Here is a 19,480-nt window from a genome sequence, read left to right as displayed (position 1 = left end):
GGGGACGTGCGCTGGGCACTGGGTCAGACGCGGCGGCGCTTGGCCGGACGGCAGCCGTTGTGGGCCGAGGGGGTGACGTCCTGGATGGACCCCACCTCGAGGCCGGCGGCCTGCAGCGAGCGGATCGCGGTCTCGCGGCCGGAGCCGGGACCCTTCACGAACACGTCGACCTTGCGCAGTCCGTGCTCCTGTGCGCGCTTGGCTGCCTGCTCGGCGGCCATCTGTGCGGCATACGGAGTGGACTTGCGGGAGCCCTTGAAGCCCACCTCACCGGACGAGGCCCAGGAGATGACGGCACCGGTGGTGTCCGTGATGGACACGATGGTGTTGTTGAAGGTGCTCTTGATGTGGGCCTGGCCCACGGTGATGTTCTTCTTGTCCTTGCGGCGCGGCTTGCGTACCGCAGCGCGAGTCTTGGGGGGCATGTGATTCTCCTACGAAAAGCTGATGCTGTGCGGGACTGAAGTCGGTGTGATGCGGGGAAGAAGAATCACTTCTTCTTGCCGGCAACCGTCTTCTTCGGGCCCTTGCGGGTACGGGCGTTGGTCTTGGTGCGCTGGCCGCGGACGGGGAGTCCACGGCGGTGCCGCAGGCCCTCGTAGCTGCCGATCTCCACCTTGCGGCGGATGTCTGCGGCGACCTCGCGCCGCAGGTCGCCCTCGACCTTGAAGTTGCCCTCGATGTAGTCGCGCAGCTGCACGAGCTCAGCGTCAGAGAGGTCCTTCACGCGGGTGTCCGGATTGACCCCGGTCGCCGCGATGGTCTGCTCTGCACGGGTCTTGCCCACGCCGAAGATGTACGTGAGCGCGATGATCACGCGCTTCTCGCGCGGGATGTCAACGCCTGCCAGACGTGCCATATGGCCGTCCTCCTTGTTCCTTCTGCAGCAGAGGTCTGCATCAGCACGTCCCCTCCCCTGGTCCGGTCAGTCCGTGTGGACGGTCCGGTCCTGCGATCCGGTCGGTGCGGCTCCGGGGAAGTTCCGGAGGTCATCCGCTGTCCGTGATCGCGGTTCGGGTCCCCGGCCTCTGCGGCCCGGGGGTTGCGTCAGGGGTTGCCCCGTCGGCTGTGCTGCTGGTGGTCCAGGTCGGACCGGTGGTGGTGCTGGAGCGCGTGTGCTGACCCGTTGGAACGGGTGTCAGCCCTGGCGCTGCTTGTGGCGTGGGTTGTCGCAGATCACCATGACCCGGCCGTTACGCCGAATCACCTTGCACTTGTCGCAGATCCGCTTCACGCTCGGCTGAACCTTCATGGTTCCTCCTCTAGCGCTGCTGGGTGAGTGGGTGGGTTTACTTGTAGCGGTAGACGATCCGGCCCCGGTTGAGGTCGTAGGGGCTCAGCTCCACGACGACCCGATCCTCCGGGAGGATTCGGATGTAGTGCTGACGCATCTTCCCCGAGATCGTGGCGAGAACGACATGGTCGTTGCTCGACAGGCGGACCCGGAACATCGCGTTCGGCAATGCTTCGGTCACCGTGCCCTCGACCTCGATGACACCTTCCTTCTTAGCCATATCCTCCGCTAACGTTGGGCCTCACCACGGCTCCGATCCGGCCAGACATGTGGCACCAGAAGGCACCGAGACCTGGTCGAGATGGGTTCCGCAGACGAGGCGGGATGTTGCCTGGATGTCGGACTCGGGCACCCGTGGGCGCGCCGGTAGAGACAACCAGCACTCCATGCTACTCTTTTCGCCCCGCAAAGAGAAATCGCCCGATCACGCCGCGGAGGAGCGGCGTCGGCGACGGGTCAGGAACCGAGCGGGACGGGGACGATCCCGAGCGGAGCCAGCTCTGCGACACCGCCGTCAGGGGCCGTCAGCACCCAGATCCCGCCGTCATGGCGAGCCACGGAGTGCTCCCACTGGCTGGCCCGGGCTCCATCACGGGTGACCACGGTCCACTCATCGTCCAGGACCTCGGTCGCCAGTCCGCCACGCACCAGCATCGGCTCGATGGCCAGGCAGAGCCCGGAGCGCACCTTGGGCCCGCGGTGGCCGGTGCGGTAGTTCAGCACGTCCGGCGGCAGGTGCATGGCCGAGCCGATGCCGTGGCCGACGTAGTCCTGCAGGATTCCCAGCGGGGCTCCCGGCTGGGAGGAGACGAAGTCGTCGATGGCATCGCCGATCTCCCCGACGTGCTTGGCGGTGGCGAAGGCTGCGATGCCATGCCACAGGGCCTGGCGGGTGATCTCGCTGAGACGCTCGTCCTCGGGATCAGCCGTGCCCTCCGCCGAGGATCCCAGGATCACGGTGCGCGCGGAGTCGGAGTGCCAGCCCTCGACGATGCAGCCACCGTCGATCTTCAGCACGTCTCCCACCTGCAGGACCCGGTCACCGGGGATGCCGTGCACGACCTCCTCGTTCACCGATGCGCAGATGGTGGCCGGGTAGCCGTAGTACCCGAGGAAGTTCGGCGTGGCACCGGCCTCCTGGAGCACCTGGGCGAACACCGCGTCGACGTCAGCGGTGGTCACCCCGGGGACTGCAGCCTCCACAGCGGCGTCGAGGGCTCGGCTCAGGATCAGCCCGGCCTGGTGCATGAGCTGCATCTGGGGCACGGTCTTGAACTCGAGCTGCTGCCGGGAGAATGCCATGGGGTCGATCAGGCCTGAGGGGCGTCCGGGTTCACGACCTTCAGGCTGCCGGTGCGCTCACGCACACCGTAGACGGCCTGGAGCAGTCGCTCGGTGACGTCGTCGATCTGGCCGGTGCCGTCCACGCTGGCCACGATGCCGCGCGGGGCGTAGGACTCGATGACGGCTGCGGTCTGCTCGTGGTACAGGTCCAGGCGGTGCTGGATGACGTCCTGGGTGTCGTCCGCGCGTCCCTCGGTCTCAGCACGCTTGAGCAGACGAGTGACCAGCTCCTCGTCCGGAACCGTCAGCTCCACGACCACGGAGAGCTCCTGGCCGGCGTCCTTGAGCATCTGGTCCAGCGCCTCGACCTGCCCTGCGGTGCGCGGATAGCCGTCCAGCAGGAAGCCGCCCTCGGCGTCGGGCTGGGAGAGGCGGTCGGCCACCATCCTGTTGGTGACGTCGTCGGGAACGAAGTCACCGTTGTCCATGTACTGCTTGGCCTCACGGCCCAGGGGTGTCATCTCCTTGACGTTGTACCGGAAGATGTCGCCGGTCGAGATGGCCACGATGCCCAGCTTGTCGGCGATACGGGAGGCCTGGGTGCCCTTGCCGGACCCGGGAGGGCCCATCATCAGCATGCGGGTCATAGTTGCTCCTTACTCTCGGATCCGGCGCGATCCTGCCGGTGCCACGGGGTGGGACGAGGTCTGTTGCTGAGGCTACCTGGACTAGCGCAGAAGCCCCTCATAGTTGCGTTGCTCCATCTGGGCGTTGATCTGCTTGAGGGTCTGCAGGGCCACGCCCACCATGATCAGGATCGAGGTGCCGCCGAACGGGAAGTTCTGGTTGGCGTTGATCAGCACGAAGGCCACCAGTGGGATCATGGCCAGCATGCCCAGGTAGAGCGCGCCCACGAAGGTGATGCGGCTGATCACATACTGCAGGTACTGCTCGGTCGGCCGGCCTGCGCGGACGCCGGGGATGAAGCCGCCGTACTTCTTCATGTTGTCGCTGATCTCCTCTGGGTTGAAGGTGATCGTGACGTAGAAGTAGGTGAAGAAGATGGTCATCAGGAAGTACGCGGCCATGTAGACGGGATGCGCTCCGTCGCCGAAGTACTGCGAGAGGAAGACGACCCAGTCCGGCGGTGGCGTGCCGTCCTGAGGAGTGTTGAACTGGATCAGGATGCCCGGAAGCATGAGGATCGAGGAGGCGAAGATGACCGGGATGACGCCGGCCATGTTGACCTTGATGGGGATGTAGGTCGTGGTGCCGCCGACCGTGCGCCGCCCGATCTGACGCTTGGCGTACTGCACCGGCACACGCCGTTGCGACTCCTCCACGAACACCACGAGGGCGATCGTCAGGATGCCGACCAGCAGGACGATGAAGGCGGTGCGCCACCCCTGGGTCGTGAAGATCTGGGCCATGCCGGCGGGGAACCCGGCGGCGATGGAGACGAAGATCAACAGCGACATGCCGTTGCCCACGCCCCGCTCGGTGATCTGCTCGCCCAGCCACATGATCAGGCCAGTGCCTGCGGTGAGGGTGATGATCATCAGCAGGATGGTCCACAGGGAGTCGTTCGGGACGATCGGCAGGTTGCAGTTCAGCAGGGCGCCGGTCCGAGCCAGGGAGACCAGGGTGGTGGCGTTGAGCACGCCCAACGCGATGGTCAGGTAGCGCGTGTACTGGGTCATCTTGGCCTGGCCCTGAGCGCCTTCACGGTGCAGCGCCTCGAAGTGCGGGATGACCACCCGCAGCAGCTGCACGATGATCGAGGCCGTGATGTACGGCATGATGCCCAAGGCGAAGACCGAGACCTGGAGCATGGCCCCGCCCGAGAACATGTTCACGAACGAATAGAGTCCGCCGCTGGTGTTGCCCTGGGCCAGACACATCTGCACATTGCCGTAGTCCACACCTGGAGCGGGGACGAATGCTCCCAGTCGGTAGATGGCCACAATGCCGAGGGTGAACCAGATCTTGCGCTGCAGATCGGGTGTCCGGAAGACACGGGCTATCGCGCTGAACAAACGTCCTCCTGGAGGGATGGATGAAGGGGTGTCCCGGGTCACGGCCGCGGGCCACTGGGTGAGTCTACCGGAAGCGAATCGGCCCCCGTGCCGCAGGTCCGCGAACGGACTGCGGCACGGGGGCCGATGTCACTGTGGATCAGACAGTCTCGGTGGAGCCGCCGGCTGCCGAGATCTTCTCCTGAGCCGAGGCCGAGAAGGCGTTGGCCTTCACGTTCAGGGCGACGGTGATCTCACCGGTGCCCAGGACCTTGACCGGCTGGTTCTTGCGGACCAGTCCGCGGGCCACCAGGTCGTCGACGGTGACGTCGCCGCCCTGGGTGAAGGTCTCGTTCAGCTTGTCCAGGTTCACGACCTGGTACTCCACGCGGAACGGGTTCTTGAAGCCGCGCAGCTTCGGCAGACGCATCTGCAGCGGCAGCTGGCCGCCTTCGAAGCCTGCACGCACCTGGTAACGGGCCTTGGTGCCCTTGGTGCCGCGGCCTGCGGTCTTGCCCTTGGATCCGTGGCCACGACCCACACGGGTCTTGGCGGTCTTGGACCCCGGGGCCGGACGCAGATCGTGGACGCGGAGCGCCGAGACGCCCTCGGCCTGATCTGCGGCCTGTGCCTTGTCAGCCTTGTCAGCCATTGGTGATCTCCTCAACCTTGACCAGGTGAGGCACGGTGTTGACCATGCCCACCGTCACGTTGTCGGCCTGGCGGGTCACGGTGTGACCGATCCGCTTCAGGCCCAGCGAACGCACGGTGTCCCGGTGGTTCTTCTTGGCGCCGACCAGGGACTTGACCTGGGTGATCTCCAGGGTGGCGTCCGAGACGGCGACGTTCTTACGGGTGGTCTGACGAGCGATCTCAGCCATTCGACACACCTGCCTTCTCTGCACTCTTCTTGGCGCGGTCTTCCTCCATGGTGCGAAGCATCGCATGGGGGGCGACCTCGTCGAGGGACTTGCCACGACGGGCGGCCACAGCGGCCGGCTCCTCGAGGCGCTTCAGGGCGTCGATGGTGCCGCGCACGATGTTGATCGCGTTCACGGAGCCCATGGACTTGGACAGCACATCGTGGATGCCGGCGCAGTCCAGCACGGCGCGGACCGGACCACCGGCGATCACGCCGGTACCCGGTGCAGCAGGACGCAGGAGCACGACGCCAGCAGCGTCCTCGCCCTGCACCAGGTGCGGGATGGTCGAGCCGACGCGCGGCACGCGGAACAGAGACTTCTTGGCCTCCTCCACGCCCTTGGAGATCGCGGCGGGGACCTCCTTGGCCTTGCCGTAGCCGACACCAACCATGCCGTCGCCGTCTCCGACGACCACCAGTGCGGTGAAGGAGAACCGGCGCCCGCCCTTGACGACCTTGGACACACGGTTGATGGCGACGACGCGCTCGAGGAACTTGTCCTTGTCCTCGTCACGTCCACCACGGCCGCGGTCATCGCGGCCACGTCCACCACGATCGTCGCGGCCACCACGGCCACCGCGGTCGTCGCGGCCACCACGGCCACCACGATCGGTGGTCTGGCTGGCCGAACCGGCAGAGGTCTCGGACGCGGCGGTCTCAGCCTTCGGTGCGGTCTCAGTCACAGAATCCGTCACAGTGCTCTTCTCGTTGTTCGGGGTCTCGCTCACAGCTTCAGCCCACCTTCCCGGGCGCCGTCGGCGACGGCGGCCACGCGACCGTGGTACTTGTTGCCGCCGCGGTCGAAGACCACGGCCTCGATGCCGGCTGCCTTGGCACGCTCAGCGATCAGCTCGCCGACCTTGGTGGCCTTGGCGGTCTTGTCACCCTCGAGTGCGCGCACATCCGCCTCCATGGTGGAGGCCGATGCCAGCGTCACACCGCGGGTGTCGTCCACCAGCTGCACGAACATGTGCCGTGCAGAGCGGTTGACCACCAGACGGGGACGGACAGCAGACCCGTTGATGCGCTTGCGCACACGCAGGTGCCGGCGGGTGCGGGCAGCGAACTTGCCCTTGCCCTTCACTTTCAGCGTGGACATCACTTACCTGCCTTTCCGGCCTTGCGGCGGATCTGCTCGCCGGCGTAGCGAACGCCCTTGCCCTTGTACGGGTCAGGACGACGCAGCTTGCGGATGTTCGCAGCGATCTCTCCGACCTGCTGCTTGTCGATTCCGGAGACGGTGACCTTGTTGCCCTCGACCTTGAAGGTGATGCCCTCGGGGCACTTCACCGGAACGGGATGGGAGTAACCCAGAGCGAACTCCAGGTCCTGGCCCTTGGCCTGCACACGGTAGCCGGTGCCCACGACCTCCAGCTGCTTCTCGTAGCCGTCGGTCACCCCCAGGATCATGTTGCTGATCAGGGTGCGGGTCAGGCCGTGCAGAGACCGGGACTCACGCTCGTCATCAGGACGGGACACGGTGAGCGTGCCGTCCTCGAGAGCCACGGCGATGGGCTGCGCCACCTCGTGGGTCAGCTGGCCCTTGGGGCCCTTGACGGAGACGGTTGCGCCGTCGATGGTGACATCGACGCCAGCGGGCACGGTGATCGGAAGACGTCCAATACGTGACATGTTTTCTACCTTTCTTCCGAGTCGCCGTTACCAGACGTAGGCGAGGACTTCCCCACCCACACCCTTCTTGGCGGCCTGCCGGTCGGTCAGCAGACCGGAGGAGGTGGACAGGATCGCAATGCCCAGTCCGCCCAGCACGTGCGGCAGGTTGGTGGACTTGGCGTACACGCGCAGACCCGGCTTGGAGATGCGGCGCAGACCGGCGATGGCGCGCTCACGCTGGGGGCCGAACTTCAGCTCGATGACGAGCTTCTTGCCCACCTCAGCGTCCTCCTCCTTCCAGTCAGCGATGTAGCCCTCGGACTTGAGGATGTCGGCCACGCGCGTCTTCAGCTTCGAAGAGGGCATCTCCACGGTGTCGTGGTAGGCCGAGTTGGCGTTGCGCAGACGGGTCAGCATGTCTGCGACGGGATCGGTCATGGTCATGTGGGCTCCTGGCCCTTTCTCGATGCGGTTTCCCGATCCCCTGCCGGAGCCGGCGGGAGAGGGACCTGCAGCGTAGAGGAGTTACTGGTCAGTCTTGAACGGGAAGCCGAGGGCCTTGAGCAGAGCCCGGCCTTCGTCGTCGTTCTTGGCGGTGGTCACCACAGTGATGTCCATGCCGCGCACACGGTCGATCTTGTCCTGGTCGATCTCGTGGAAGACCGACTGCTCGGACAGGCCGAAGGTGTAGTTGCCGTTGCCGTCGAACTGCTTCGGGCTCAGGCCGCGGAAGTCACGGATGCGCGGAAGCGCCAGCGTGACCAGACGATCCAGGAACTCCCACATGCGGTCACCACGCAGGGTGGTGTGCGCACCGATGGGCATGCCCTCACGGAGCTTGAACTGGGCGATCGACTTGCGGGCCTTGGTCACCTGCGGCTTCTGGCCGGTGATCAGGGTCAGGTCGGCGATGGCGCCGTCGATGATCTTCGAGTCCTTGGCGGCCTCGCCCACACCCATGTTCACCACGACCTTGACCAGGCCGGGGACCTGCATGACGTTGCCGTAGGTGAACTCCTCCTGGAGGGAGGCGCGGATCTCCTCGCGGTACTTCGTCTTCAGGCGCGGGGTGACCTTGGGGGCTGCGGTCTGCTCGGTCTGCACCTCAGTCATCACAGCTCCTTTCCGGAGGCCTTGGCGAAGCGGACCTTGACGGTCTTGCTCTCGCCGTTCTTCTCCACGGTCTCGAAGCGGTAGCCCACACGGGTCGGCTTCTTGGTCTCGGGGTCGACGACGGCCACGTTGGAGATGTGCACCGGAGCCTCGACGACCTGGATGCCACCCTCGGTGGAGCCGTTGTTGTTCTGGCCGGCACGCAGGTGCTTGGAGACGCGGTTCACGCCTTCCACGAGCACGCGGTCAGCGGACGGGAACACGCGCAGGACCTTGCCCTGCTTGCCCTTGTCCTTGCCGGCGATGACCTGGACGAGATCGTCCTTCTTGATCTTTGCCATGTGGTCAGATCACCTCCGGTGCCAGCGACACGATCTTCATGAAGCGCTTGTCGCGCAGCTCACGGCCCACGGGGCCGAAGATGCGGGTGCCGCGCGGTTCGCCGTCAGTCTTGAGGATGACGGCTGCGTTCTCGTCGAACTTGATGTAGGAACCATCCGGACGACGGCGCTCCTTGCGGGTGCGCACGATGACGGCCTTGACGACATCGCCCTTCTTGACGTTGCCGCCGGGGATGGCGTCCTTGACGGTGGCGACGATCACGTCGCCGATGCCTGCGTAGCGGCGTCCTGAACCGCCGAGAACACGGATGGCCAGGATCTCCTTGGCACCGGTGTTGTCGGCGACCTTCAGCCGCGACTCCTGCTGAATCACTCGATACTCCTCATCGTCGCGCTGGTTCTCCCCCGTAGCCGGGCGAGCCTTGCGGAACGGATATGTGGTCATCCCGGGCTGCTTACCCCTGCCCCTGGTGGCGATCCTGTCGCTCTGGTGCCTTCCGACTCCCCCATTCAGACGGGTGACGGCGCTTCCAGATCGACAGTCCGCAGGGCAAGGCCGAGGCTGCTGGTCGGGAGTCTGCGCGAAACCCTTGGCCCGCGGGGTGGATAGTCCCGCCAACAAGGGCGCACAGACCATTCAGTCTAACGCACGAAGGCCCCGGTCCGCCAATCCAGAGGATCAGCGGCCGGGGCCTACGTGGTGCTCTCGAGAACCGGACTCAGCGAACCGGTCGGTGGATCCCGAGAGAGGGGATCACTTCGCCTTCTCGACGATCTCCACCAGGCGCCAGTTCTTGGTGGCGGACAGCGGACGGGTCTCGGCGATGCGAACACGGTCGCCGATGCCGGCGGTGTTCTCCTCGTCGTGGGCCTTGATCCGCTTGGTGGTGCGCAGCACCTTGCCGTACAGCGCGTGCTTCTTGCGGTCCTCGACCTCGACGACGATGGTCTTGTCCATCTTGTCGGAGACGACGATGCCGCGCAGCGACTTGCGGTACCCGCGCTCGGTGCTCTTCTGCTCAGCCTGGGTGGCCTCGGTGTTCACGGACTCGGTCACTTCGCCTCCTCAGCCTTCTTCTTCTTGGTGGTGGCCGCGGGGGCCTCCTCGACCGGAGCCACATCCTCGCGGATGCCCAGCTCACGCTCGCGCAGGATCGTGTAGATCCGGGCGATGTCGCGCTTGACGGTCTTCAGCCGGCCATGGTTGTCCAGCTGACCGGTGGCCGACTGGAAGCGGAGGTTGAACAGCTCCTCCTTGGAGCGCTTGAGCTCCTCGGCCAGGCGGACGTTGTCAAAGCCGTCCAGGGCCTCGACGTTCAGTTCCTTGGAACCGGTGGCCATGATCACTCACCACCCTCTCGGCGGACGATACGTGCCTTCATCGGCAGCTTGTGGATCGCCAGGCGCAGGGCCTCGCGGGCGACCTCTTCGGAGACACCGGACAGCTCGAACATGACGCGTCCCGGCTTGACATTGGCCACCCACCACTCGGGAGAACCCTTACCGGAACCCATGCGGGTCTCGGCCGGCTTCTTCGTCAGCGGACGGTCGGGGTAGATGTTGATCCACACCTTGCCGCCACGCTTGATGTAGCGGGTCATGGCGATACGAGCGGCCTCGATCTGACGGTTGGTCACATAGGCCGGGGTCATCGCCTGGATGCCCCACTCACCGAAGGTCACTGCGGTGCCGCCGGAGGCGTTGCCGGAGCGCTTCGGGTGGTGCTGCTTGCGGTACTTGACTCGACGTGGGATCAACATCAGGCGTTGCCTCCTTCAGGGGCGCCGGCAGGCTGCTCCTGGGCGGCACCGGACTGCTGACCGCCGGCGCCCTGCTCGCGCGGAGCACGCTCGGCACGGTCATTGCGACGACGACGCTCGCCGCCGCCGGGACCGCGGCGGTCTCCACCACGTCCACGGCCGGACGGTGCAGCGGCCTCCTTGGCGGCAAGCTCCTTGGCGGTCAGGTCGCCCTTGTAGATCCAGACCTTCACGCCGATGCGGCCGAAGGTGGTCTTGGCCTCGAACTTGCCGAAGTCGATGTTCGCACGCAGGGTGTGCAGCGGCACGCGACCCTCGCGGTAGAACTCCGAACGGGACATCTCGGCACCGCCCAGACGGCCGGCGCACTGGATGCGGATGCCTTCGGCACCTGCACGCATGGCCGACTGCATGGCCTTCTTCATCGCGCGGCGGAAGGCCACACGAGAGGTGAGCTGCTCGGCGACACCCTGGGCGACCAGCTGAGCGTCGACCTCGGGGTTCTTGACCTCGAGGATGTTCAGCTGGATCTGCTTGCCGGTGAGCTTCTCCAGCTCGCCGCGAATGCGATCGGCTTCGGCGCCACGGCGACCGATGACGATGCCCGGACGAGCGGTGTGGATGTCCACGCGGACGCGGTCACGGGTGCGCTCGATCTCGACCTTGGAGATGCCTGCGCGCTCCATGCCGTCGGTCATCAGCTCGCGGATCTTGACGTCCTCCTTGAGGAAGTCCTTGTACCGCTGGCCCTCCTTGTTGGAGTCGGCGAACCAGTGCGAGACGTGGTCGGTCGTGATGCCGAGGCGGAATCCGTGGGGGTTGACTTTCTGACCCATTTACTTCTTCGCCTCCTTCTTGTCCTCGGTTGCAACGACCACGGTGACGTGGCTGGTGCGCTTGTTGATGCGGAACGCGCGGCCCTGGGCTCGCGGCTGGAACCGCTTCATGGTCGGTCCCTCGTCCACGTAGGCCTCGCTGATGAACAGCGCGTCCTCGTTGAAGGCGACCCCTTCACGGTCTGCCTTGACCCGTGCGTTGGCCACCGCGGAGGCGACGAGCTTGTACACCGGCTCCGAAGCGCCCTGCTGGGCGAACTTCAGGATGGCCAGTGCCTCACCGGTCTGCTTGCCACGGACCAGGTCGACGACGCGCCGGGCCTTCATCGGCGTGACGCGCAGGTGGCGCGCAACTGCCTTGGCTTCCATTGCTTTCCTTCTTTCGAATCTGTCGAAGTGCAGCGCGCTGGTCAGCGACGCTTGCCCTTCTTGTCGTCCTTCACATGGCCGCGGTAGGTCCGCGTCGGGGCGAACTCGCCCAGCTTGTGCCCGACCATCGACTCGGTGACGAACACCGGGATGTGCTTGCGACCGTCGTGCACCGCAATGGTGTGGCCCAGCATGTCGGGGATGATCATGGACCGGCGGGACCAGGTCTTGATGACGTTCTTGGTGCCCTTTTCGTTCTCAGCGACGACCTTCAGGTACAGGTGCTGATCAACGAAGGGGCCCTTCTTCAGGCTGCGTGGCATGTCTCCAGGCTCCTATCGCTTGTTCTTGCCGGTACGGCGACGGCGCACGATGAGCTTGTCGCTTTCCTTGTTCGGGCGGCGGGTGCGGCCCTCGGGCTTGCCGTTGGGGTTGACCGGGTGGCGACCACCGGAGGTCTTGCCCTCACCACCGCCGTGCGGGTGGTCGACGGGGTTCATCACGACACCGCGGACGGTCGGGCGGACGCCCTTCCACCGCATGCGGCCGGCCTTGCCCCAGTTGATGTTCGACTGCTCGGCGTTGCCGACCTCGCCGATGGTGGCGCGGCAGCGCACGTCCACGTTGCGGATCTCGCCCGAGGGCAGACGCAGCTGAGCGTAGCGACCCTCACGGGCCACCAGCTGGACGGAGGCACCAGCAGAGCGTGCCAGCTTGGCACCGCCGCCGGGACGCAGCTCCACAGCGTGGATCACGGTGCCCAGGGGGATGTTGCGCAGCGGCAGGTTGTTGCCGGGCTTGATGTCAGCATTGGCGCCGGCCTCGACGGCATCGCCCTGCTGCAGCTTGGCCGGAGCCAGGATGTAGCGCTTGGTGCCGTCCACGTAGTGGAGCAGCGCAATGCGGGCGGTGCGGTTGGGGTCGTACTCGATGTGCGCCACCGTGGCGGGCACACCATCCTTGTCGTGGCGACGGAAGTCGATCAGACGGTACTGACGCTTGTGTCCACCACCCTTGTGACGGGTGGTGATCTTGCCGGAGTTGTTGCGGCCGCCGGTCTTGGACAGCGGGCGCAGCAGCGACTTCTCCGGGGTGGACCGGGTGATTTCTGCGAAGTCGGCCACGGACGAGCCACGCAGGCCCGGGGTGGTCGGCTTGTATTTACGGATTGCCATTACCTATTCCTCGATTAAGTGGTCTCCGCGTCGCCTCAGGCGAGCGGACCTCCGAAGATGTCGATCGTGCCATCCTTCAGCGTGATGATGGCGCGCTTGGTGTTCTTGCGAGCCCCCCAGCCGAAGCGGGTGCGCTTGCGCTTCCCGGCACGGTTGATGGTGTTGACCGAGGCCACCTTGACGGAGAAGATGCGCTCCACCGCCAGCTTGATCTCAGCCTTGTTCGAGCGGGGGTCCACGAGGAAGGTGTACTTGCCCTCGTCGATCAGTCCGTAGCTCTTCTCCGAGACGACCGGTGCGATGACCACGTCACGGGGATCCTTGTTGATGCTGCCGCTCACTGGGCATCCTCCTTCTGGTCCTTCTTCGTGGCGGCCGACACGAAGGCGTCGTAGGCCACGGAGGTGAAGACCACGTCTTCACTGACCAGCACGTCGTACGTGTTCAGCTGGTCGACGTACAGGGTGTGCACCGACGGCAGGTTGCGGGCGCTGAGCGCTGCGGCGTCGTCGGAGCGGTCGATGACCATCAGGAAGTTCCTGCGGCCCTGACCCAGCTCAGCGAAGACGGCCTTGGCTGCCTTGGTGGACGGGGTCCCGGAGACCAGCTGCTCGATCACGTGCACGCGGCCGTGGCGAGCCCGGTCAGACAGGGCACCGCGCAGTGCGGCGGCCTTCATCTTCTTGGGGGTGCGCTGGGAGTAGTCACGCGGCTCGGGGCCGTGGACGACGCCGCCGCCGGTCATCTGAGGAGCGCGGATCGAGCCCTGACGAGCGCGGCCGGTGCCCTTCTGCTTGAACGGCTTGCGGCCGGCGCCGGAGACCTCTCCGCGACGCTTGACCTTGTGGGTGCCCTGGCGAGCGGCGGCCAGCTGGGCCACCACGACCTGGTGCATCAGCGGCACGTTGGCCTGGACATCGAAGATCTCGGCGGGCAGGTCGACCTTGACGGTCTTCACAGCGGTGTTCGAGGGGGTTGCCATCTGGCTCATGCTCCCTTCACTGCGGTGCGGACGAGCACGACCTGGCCCTTGGGGCCGGGCACTGCGCCCTTGATCAGCAGCAGGTTCTTCTCCACGTCGATGGCGTGGAGGGTCAGGTTCTGGGTGGTCTGACGGACGTTGCCCATCCGACCGGGCATCCGCTGGCCCTTGAAGACGCGACCGGGGGTGGAGGCACCGCCGACCGAGCCGGGCTTACGGTGGTTCTTGTGCTGGCCGTGGGACGCGCCCACACCGGCGAAGCCGTGGCGCTTCATGGCACCGGCGAAGCCCTTGCCCTTGGTGTTGCCCACGACGTCGACCTTCTGGCCGGCCTCGAAGAGCTCCACGGTCAGGTCCTGTCCGAGGCTGTACTCGGCGGCGTCTGCGGTGCGCAGCTCGACCACGTGACGACGCGGGGTGACCCCGGCCTTCTCGAAGTGGCCGGCGAGCGGCTTGGTGACCTTGCGGGGGTCGATCTGGCCGTAGGCGATCTGCACGGCGGTGTAGCCGTCCACATCCTCGGTCAGCAGCTGGGTGACGACGTTGGCGTCGGCCTGCACGACGGTGACGGGGATGAGCTTGTTCTCGTCATCCCACACCTGGGTCATGCCGAGCTTCGTGCCCAGCAGTCCCTTGACATTACGGGTGATGGTCATAGTCTCTCAGCACCTCCCTCTCAGAGCTTGATCTCGATGTTGACGTCGGCGGGCAGATCGAGACGCATGAGCGAATCGACGGCCTTCGGCGTCGGATCGATGATGTCGATGAGCCGCTTGTGGGTGCGCATCTCGAAATGCTCGCGGCTGTCCTTGTACTTGTGGGGAGAGCGGATCACGCAGTACACGTTCTTCTCCGTCGGCAGCGGCACGGGGCCCACTACCGTTGCGCCTGCGCGCGTGACCGTATCGACGATCTTCCGGGCCGAAACGTCAATGACCTCGTGGTCATACGACTTCAGCCGGATGCGGATTTTCTGTCCCGCCATGGCGTCATGCCTCTTTCGTACTTGTTGTCCGTACCTGTCCCTGTGTGCGCAGTCCCGGCCGGGGCCGGCGTCGCGCCTTGTTCATCCACCCGTGCAGGCCGAATCCGGTGGAACCGGGTTCCTCGCCCTGCCGGGGCTTCGACCCACGCAGTCGGGCGTGTCGCGCACTGCTTCGCAGTGAAGGTCACGGTCCTACGGTGGGGAGGGTGTTGAATTTGGTCCTGAGACTCCGGTCCAGTCGGCCGATGGATCATCGACTCCGGTGGACGCACGGCACGCCCAGGCACTTGAGCAACTTGTCTAGTATGTCAGATCCGCGGCCCTCGCGCCAACCGGGCGCAGGTCACACCTGCCGGAGGGATCCAGCGCGGCTCAGGCGAACCATTCCCACGGCGGACCGGCGATCAGCAGGAGGGCGAAGACCACCCCGACGACGGCCATCGCCAGGACCGTTGCCAGCGCCACATGGCGCAGGACCCAGGCCTCGAGTGACTCCCAGAAGCCTCGCGGTTCACTGCGGCCGTCCGCCAGGCGCCAGGTCCGGTCCGGCTCCCCCCGGCGATGCAGGTGCCGCTCGAACGGCACGGTGGCGAAGGGCACGACCGCCGATCCCAGTGCGAGCAGACCGGCGGCGGGGCTCCACCGCTGGTTGATCCACACGCCCACCGTGATGACGCAGTAGCTGAGGAAGACGAAGCCGTGCAGGCCGCCGAACACCGGCATCAGCGCCTCGGTCACCCCGCTGTACTTGAGCACCATGGCCGTGATCAGCAGGGCCCAGGTGATCATCTCCGCCGTGGCGAAGACGCGGTACAGAGCGCGTGGACCGGGCAGGACGGTGCCGCTGGAGCGCTCGACGATGGCGGTCATCGACCGTTCTCGTTCGCCCTGCGGATGCGCTTGGCGCGTTCGATCTCTGAGCTGAAGGTGCGGCGGCCACGGACCACCAGGACCACGACGGCGGCGATCACGACCAGGGCGATGACGATCTCCATGCCCCCAGCCTACCGGTGCTCCAGCGGATCCACCTGGTCCGTGGGACTCGGCTCCTTCCAGTCCTCCCGCGCGCCGCGCATCAGCTGGCGGACGGCCAGGCCGATCAGCACCACCCCCAGCAACGTGAGCCACAGCACCGTGTAGCCACGCAGGAACCAGAGGACGGCGAGCGTGACCCCGGCAGCTCCCCACCAGGTGAACAGGGCAGTCCGCGTGGTCAGTCCCACCACCATCAGTGCGGCGAAGAGCAGCAGACTCACCAGCTGCATCAGCGTGGATCCGTCCACCAGAACCAGTGCACTCGCCGCCGTCATCACGGTGGCCGCCGCGCCGCCCCAGAGGGTGGCCCGGCGCCGCCGCACAGCCGCTGTGACCCGATCGCGCAGATGGCCCCCTGCCAGGCTGGCCAGCGTCAGCGCCACCAGCTGCATGCTCCACCAGCTGGCCTGAAGGACGCGCTCGACCTCAGCCGCCTGCCACCAGGCGTACAGGCCCAGCATCACGGTGGCCAGCACGGCACCGTCCAGGGCATGTCGGCGCCAGGACGTGGGGAACGGGTCGGCGTCCCTCGTCCACCACAGCACCGGGATCCAGAGACCCAGCGCCGTCAGTGCACAGCCGGTCATCATGACGGCGACATCAGGTGATGCCGCAGACACCAGTCCACCGGCCAGCAGGACCGCCAGTCCCCCGTACTCGAGCACGGCTGCGCGGTCCCACAGCACCGTCGACTCCGTCCGGCGGCGGTCCAGCATCGCCCATCCACAGAGCACACCGAGCGTGATCACACCCACCGCCGCTGCCCACCATCGATCCTCCAGCGATCCGATGGCCTCCGCTCTCCCCCACGCCAGCACCAGCGCCACCGCGGACGGAACCGCGAGCACCGTCCCGAGCACCAGCAGCGCCACGCTCCGACTGCGCGCCAGCACGTAGCAGACCAACGCCGCCACTGCTGCCCCGACCACCAGGATCGCCCACTGCGTCTCGGGCACCAGGGCACAGAGCAGGGCCACCGACCAGAGCACCGCTGAGGCCACGGGCCGGAACAGTCGACTGGTCCGGCTGTCCTGCCGCGCCTCGTCCACGGTCAGCTTCAGCACGAGCAGCAGGAAGACGGCTGCAGCGGCCCCCGCCGAGAACAACGGCTCAGGCAGCCATCCGCCCTGGCGCAGGAGCATCAGGTCGGACAGCCCGGCCACTCCCACCACCACCGCAGTCAACAGCGCCCAGTGACCTCCACGGGCCCGGCCGAGCACACCACCGGCCATCCCCAGGCTCAGGGCGATCACGGTCAGTGCTGCCCGGTCGTGGGTGTCCACGGCCTCGATCGCCCACAGCGCCGCCAGCGCTCCGGTGACGACCACCGCGGACCACGCTCCGCCGCCGAGCACCGCTCCGCGATGCCGCAGCAGGTGCCGGAGCATCAGCCCACCGGCCAGCGTGAGGGCAGCGGCGCCGCGGGACGCCGCCGCGTCGGCACCGAGCAGGTCCACCAGCGCGGCGACGGCGACCGCCAGCACTGCCTGGCCGGCGATCATCGTCGTCATCCTGATCGACTCCCCCAGCCGACCGGTGCTCAGCAGCCCCAGCAGTGTGAGCCAGCAGGAGACGACCACCAAGGAGGTCACCTCCAGCCCAGCGAAGCCCTTCACGGCGAAGATCGCCCAGCCGGTCAGCATCACCGAGCAGGTCGTGCCCAGCACCAGTCCCAGCGGCGCGGATAGACGCGGCTCGCTCCGGCGTGCCGTTCCCTCCACCGCCGTTGGCCCACGCCCCCGCAGCCACCACAGGGCCCCGGCACCGGCCACCAGCATCAGGACGAGCACGAGCGTCTGGACCACGGACGAGTCCCTCGTCTCGGCGACGGCGAACACCGTGGCCCCGAGCCCGACGAGGATGAACGCTGACCACACGCCGGCCTCAAGGGCGTCCTCGGGCTCACCTGGTCGGAAGGCACGGACGGTGGCCCAGGCCACGGACAGCACCGCCACGACGACGGTCGGCCACGACTGCGGACCGGTCCCGTCCCAGCGGTCCACGAGCAGCCCGACCAGGATCAGGACCAGGACCGCGGTCAGGTCCGGTGCCAGCTTCACGTCGATCCTGGTCCTCGGACCCGACCGGCGCAGCAGGACGGCCCACAGGAGCTGGAGGGAGGCCGCCACGGCGACCACGGTGATCAGCCTCCATGGGCCCTGCGCCACGGGGAACAGGACACCCGGGACCAGAGCGACCGCAGAGGCAGCCTGCCATCCGACAGACTCACCGATGGTCGTCGGCCGCAGCAGCCCCAGGACCGCGGCCAGTGCGGTCAGCAGGACGAGCAGGGCCCACGTCAGACTGACCGGCACCGCCACACCGTCCTGCAGCGTGACCTGAGCGACCAGCGCCAGGATCCACAGCAGTCCCAGGCCAGCAAGCTGATCGGCCCGGGCACCGGTGTGGGCGGGGAGGAATCCGGCACGCATCAGCGACCCTGGAGATCGGCGGTCCCGCCAGAGGGCCAGGGTGGTGACCAGGACCTGGACTCCCAGGGCGATGGCCAGGGCCCCTGCCATCACCTGCACCGAGGCGTCCAGCATCCAGACGAAGGCCACCACGGCGGCGGTGATGCACAGGCGGGCGCCGTAGGCCGCATACAGGCGACGGGCTGAGCGCCCCAGCACCGCCACGGTCACGTAGTAGCCGCCAGCGGCCAGCAGCAGCACCACGAAGTGCAACGGCTCCAGCCAGGATCCGACGACCATGGCCAGCAGCACCACGCCCGGGGTGACCCAGTGGTGCAGATCGCCCAGGGCCCGGCGGAACTCCTCGGGCAGCCAGCGCACACGCGCCTCGTCTGCGGTGAGCCAGGCCATCACGGTGGCCAGAGCGATCGATGCAGTGAGCCCCCACACCATCCCCTGCTGCACGGCGGCTCCGGAGGCGATCACCGTGGAGAGCAGGAACGGCACCGCCAGATAGGCCACGACCCTGCTGCGCAGTCTGGCGGCGGCCACCACCATCAGCACCGTGCCGACAGCAGAGGTGATGAACCAGGAGAGCGCGGGGCGGTGCAGGACGAGCAGGTCCAGGGCCAACCCGGAGATCGGCACCAGTGCGAGACCGGTTCCGGTGAACGCCGCGGCTGCGGGGCGGACCCTGCGGCTGGTGGTGTGCACGATCAGACCCCCCACATAGAACAGCCCGGTCACCGCGGCCAGTCCGATCATCCTCGCCGAAGCAGGAAGGGCAGTGCCGATGAACAGTGACGCCGCCGCGACCAGGATCAGGCAGGCGGCGTACAGGGTGATGTTCACATTGCGGTGGTCCCGGCGACGACGCTCCTGTGCCAGTTCCTCATCCGTGGCCGGCCGCCACGCCGGCGGCGCGGGCTGGGACGTTCCCGGTGATGCCGTGGGCAACTGCCCTGCTGGGCTGAGCTGATCTGCCGGAGGCGATGGCGACCAGACGCCGGCGGACGGGGACCGCTTCGGTGGGGTCGGCCAGGACCCGGGGGCGTGCAGCTGCTCCGGTGACCGCTCAGGCGTGCCACCCGACCTGCCCTGCTGCTCCTGAGCCAGCGTGACATCACGCTGGGAGACGAGGGAGCCGGCGTCGTACCCTTCCTGCCAGGCCCGGGCGAGATCGGCCTGCCGGCTCCCCGTGGCTGCCGCGCGGCGGCGGCCGATCAGCCACCCCACGAGAGCGCCGATCAGCAGCGCGACGACGATGTCCATGGACTCCCCCTCCGCCGACCAGGGCCGGTCCGCTCCCCCAGCCTACTGGTGAGGGGACAGGGCCCAGGAGTT

At 67.0% G+C, this 19,480-nt stretch carries 30 protein-coding genes; all 30 read right to left on the bottom strand.

All coding sequences use genetic code 11. The annotated features are described in order from the left end of the window. Positions 1 to 23: 23 nt before the first annotated feature. Positions 24 to 425: a 30S ribosomal protein S11 gene (rpsK, locus tag BM355_RS00770; RefSeq protein WP_091692904.1), complete on the bottom strand. Its 402-nt coding sequence runs from the start codon at positions 423 to 425 to the stop codon at positions 24 to 26. A gap of 65 nt (positions 426 to 490) precedes the next feature. After that, positions 491 to 859, bottom strand: a complete 369-nt coding sequence (gene rpsM / locus BM355_RS00765) for a 30S ribosomal protein S13 (RefSeq protein WP_091692902.1) — start codon at positions 857 to 859, stop codon at positions 491 to 493. A 279-nt stretch (positions 860 to 1,138) separates the two neighbouring features. Next, entirely contained in the window at positions 1,139 to 1,252 is a 114-nt protein-coding gene (gene rpmJ, locus BM355_RS00760; protein WP_091692900.1) for a 50S ribosomal protein L36, read from the bottom strand. 37 nt (positions 1,253 to 1,289) lie between these two features. Then, on the bottom strand, positions 1,290 to 1,514 hold the full coding sequence (gene infA / locus BM355_RS00755; protein WP_091692897.1) for a translation initiation factor IF-1: 225 nt from the start codon (positions 1,512 to 1,514) through the stop codon (positions 1,290 to 1,292). A 236-nt stretch (positions 1,515 to 1,750) separates the two neighbouring features. Continuing rightward, entirely contained in the window at positions 1,751 to 2,596 is an 846-nt protein-coding gene (gene map / locus BM355_RS00750) for a type I methionyl aminopeptidase (RefSeq protein ID WP_091692895.1), read from the bottom strand. An 8-nt stretch (positions 2,597 to 2,604) separates the two neighbouring features. Next, entirely contained in the window at positions 2,605 to 3,225 is a 621-nt protein-coding gene (locus tag BM355_RS00745; RefSeq protein ID WP_091692893.1) for an adenylate kinase, read from the bottom strand. 81 nt (positions 3,226 to 3,306) lie between these two features. After that, complete coding sequence (gene secY, locus BM355_RS00740; RefSeq protein WP_091692891.1) at positions 3,307 to 4,614, bottom strand: preprotein translocase subunit SecY; 1,308 nt, start codon at positions 4,612 to 4,614, stop codon at positions 3,307 to 3,309. Between the two features lie 139 nt (positions 4,615 to 4,753). Continuing rightward, a complete protein-coding gene (gene rplO / locus BM355_RS00735; protein ID WP_091692888.1) occupies positions 4,754 to 5,245 on the bottom strand; it encodes a 50S ribosomal protein L15 in 492 nt (163 codons plus the stop codon). Beyond that, positions 5,238 to 5,474: a 50S ribosomal protein L30 gene (rpmD, locus tag BM355_RS00730; protein WP_091692886.1), complete on the bottom strand. Its 237-nt coding sequence runs from the start codon at positions 5,472 to 5,474 to the stop codon at positions 5,238 to 5,240. The genes rplO and rpmD overlap by 8 nt, the downstream gene beginning before the upstream one ends. After that, positions 5,467 to 6,198 carry a 30S ribosomal protein S5 gene (gene rpsE / locus BM355_RS00725; protein ID WP_425435582.1) on the bottom strand — a complete coding sequence of 244 codons (732 nt, stop codon included), beginning with the start codon at positions 6,196 to 6,198 and terminating at the stop codon, positions 5,467 to 5,469. Before rpsE ends, rpmD begins: the two co-directional genes overlap by 8 nt. A gap of 41 nt (positions 6,199 to 6,239) precedes the next feature. Further along, positions 6,240 to 6,614 (bottom strand): 50S ribosomal protein L18, encoded by a 375-nt coding sequence (gene rplR / locus BM355_RS00720; protein WP_091692881.1) that lies wholly within the window; start codon positions 6,612 to 6,614, stop codon positions 6,240 to 6,242. Next, a complete protein-coding gene (rplF, locus tag BM355_RS00715; protein WP_091692879.1) occupies positions 6,614 to 7,147 on the bottom strand; it encodes a 50S ribosomal protein L6 in 534 nt (177 codons plus the stop codon). Before rplF ends, rplR begins: the two co-directional genes overlap by 1 nt. A gap of 27 nt (positions 7,148 to 7,174) precedes the next feature. Further along, the gene (rpsH, locus tag BM355_RS00710) at positions 7,175 to 7,573 is read right to left on the bottom strand and encodes a 30S ribosomal protein S8 (protein ID WP_091692876.1); all 399 of its coding nucleotides are present in this window, start codon (positions 7,571 to 7,573) and stop codon (positions 7,175 to 7,177) included. Between the two features lie 81 nt (positions 7,574 to 7,654). Beyond that, a complete protein-coding gene (gene rplE, locus BM355_RS00705) occupies positions 7,655 to 8,242 on the bottom strand; it encodes a 50S ribosomal protein L5 (RefSeq protein WP_091692874.1) in 588 nt (195 codons plus the stop codon). Continuing rightward, on the bottom strand, positions 8,242 to 8,583 hold the full coding sequence (gene rplX, locus BM355_RS00700; RefSeq protein ID WP_091692872.1) for a 50S ribosomal protein L24: 342 nt from the start codon (positions 8,581 to 8,583) through the stop codon (positions 8,242 to 8,244). The genes rplE and rplX overlap by 1 nt, the downstream gene beginning before the upstream one ends. Positions 8,584 to 8,587: 4 nt before the next feature. Then, the gene (rplN, locus tag BM355_RS00695) at positions 8,588 to 8,956 is read right to left on the bottom strand and encodes a 50S ribosomal protein L14 (RefSeq protein WP_091693783.1); all 369 of its coding nucleotides are present in this window, start codon (positions 8,954 to 8,956) and stop codon (positions 8,588 to 8,590) included. Between the two features lie 381 nt (positions 8,957 to 9,337). Next, positions 9,338 to 9,640, bottom strand: a complete 303-nt coding sequence (rpsQ, locus tag BM355_RS00690) for a 30S ribosomal protein S17 (RefSeq protein WP_091692870.1) — start codon at positions 9,638 to 9,640, stop codon at positions 9,338 to 9,340. Further along, complete coding sequence (gene rpmC / locus BM355_RS00685; RefSeq protein ID WP_091693779.1) at positions 9,637 to 9,924, bottom strand: 50S ribosomal protein L29; 288 nt, start codon at positions 9,922 to 9,924, stop codon at positions 9,637 to 9,639. The genes rpsQ and rpmC overlap by 4 nt, the downstream gene beginning before the upstream one ends. A 2-nt stretch (positions 9,925 to 9,926) precedes the next feature. Further along, complete coding sequence (rplP, locus tag BM355_RS00680) at positions 9,927 to 10,343, bottom strand: 50S ribosomal protein L16 (RefSeq protein ID WP_091692868.1); 417 nt, start codon at positions 10,341 to 10,343, stop codon at positions 9,927 to 9,929. Further along, complete coding sequence (gene rpsC, locus BM355_RS00675; protein ID WP_091692866.1) at positions 10,343 to 11,179, bottom strand: 30S ribosomal protein S3; 837 nt, start codon at positions 11,177 to 11,179, stop codon at positions 10,343 to 10,345. The genes rplP and rpsC overlap by 1 nt, the downstream gene beginning before the upstream one ends. Next, positions 11,180 to 11,548, bottom strand: coding sequence for a 50S ribosomal protein L22 (rplV, locus tag BM355_RS00670; RefSeq protein ID WP_091692864.1), 369 nt, complete (start codon positions 11,546 to 11,548; stop codon positions 11,180 to 11,182). It lies immediately after the preceding gene. A gap of 41 nt (positions 11,549 to 11,589) precedes the next feature. Beyond that, on the bottom strand, positions 11,590 to 11,871 hold the full coding sequence (gene rpsS / locus BM355_RS00665) for a 30S ribosomal protein S19 (protein WP_091692862.1): 282 nt from the start codon (positions 11,869 to 11,871) through the stop codon (positions 11,590 to 11,592). A 12-nt stretch (positions 11,872 to 11,883) separates the two neighbouring features. Next, positions 11,884 to 12,723, bottom strand: a complete 840-nt coding sequence (gene rplB / locus BM355_RS00660) for a 50S ribosomal protein L2 (protein WP_091692860.1) — start codon at positions 12,721 to 12,723, stop codon at positions 11,884 to 11,886. Positions 12,724 to 12,758: 35 nt separating this feature from the next. After that, complete coding sequence (gene rplW / locus BM355_RS00655) at positions 12,759 to 13,064, bottom strand: 50S ribosomal protein L23 (protein ID WP_091692858.1); 306 nt, start codon at positions 13,062 to 13,064, stop codon at positions 12,759 to 12,761. Further along, on the bottom strand, positions 13,061 to 13,714 hold the full coding sequence (gene rplD / locus BM355_RS00650) for a 50S ribosomal protein L4 (protein WP_177227780.1): 654 nt from the start codon (positions 13,712 to 13,714) through the stop codon (positions 13,061 to 13,063). Before rplD ends, rplW begins: the two co-directional genes overlap by 4 nt. Further along, complete coding sequence (gene rplC / locus BM355_RS00645) at positions 13,711 to 14,361, bottom strand: 50S ribosomal protein L3 (protein ID WP_091692853.1); 651 nt, start codon at positions 14,359 to 14,361, stop codon at positions 13,711 to 13,713. Before rplC ends, rplD begins: the two co-directional genes overlap by 4 nt. Positions 14,362 to 14,381: 20 nt before the next feature. Continuing rightward, entirely contained in the window at positions 14,382 to 14,690 is a 309-nt protein-coding gene (rpsJ, locus tag BM355_RS00640; RefSeq protein WP_002857463.1) for a 30S ribosomal protein S10, read from the bottom strand. Positions 14,691 to 15,062: 372 nt separating this feature from the next. After that, the gene (locus tag BM355_RS00635) at positions 15,063 to 15,560 is read right to left on the bottom strand and encodes a DUF3817 domain-containing protein (protein ID WP_091692851.1); all 498 of its coding nucleotides are present in this window, start codon (positions 15,558 to 15,560) and stop codon (positions 15,063 to 15,065) included. Further along, positions 15,557 to 15,685 carry a hypothetical protein gene (locus BM355_RS14755; protein ID WP_260060503.1) on the bottom strand — a complete coding sequence of 43 codons (129 nt, stop codon included), beginning with the start codon at positions 15,683 to 15,685 and terminating at the stop codon, positions 15,557 to 15,559. The genes BM355_RS00635 and BM355_RS14755 overlap by 4 nt, the downstream gene beginning before the upstream one ends. Positions 15,686 to 15,694: 9 nt before the next feature. Beyond that, positions 15,695 to 19,408, bottom strand: a complete 3,714-nt coding sequence (locus BM355_RS00630) for a hypothetical protein (protein WP_091692848.1) — start codon at positions 19,406 to 19,408, stop codon at positions 15,695 to 15,697. Positions 19,409 to 19,480: the final 72 nt, after the last annotated feature.

The sequence above is a fragment of the Micrococcus terreus genome (assembly GCF_900116905.1).
Classification (GTDB): Bacteria; Actinomycetota; Actinomycetes; order Actinomycetales; family Micrococcaceae; genus Citricoccus; species Citricoccus terreus.
Note: the sequence above shows the minus strand (reverse complement) of the source record. Positions and strands in the feature narration are given on the sequence as shown.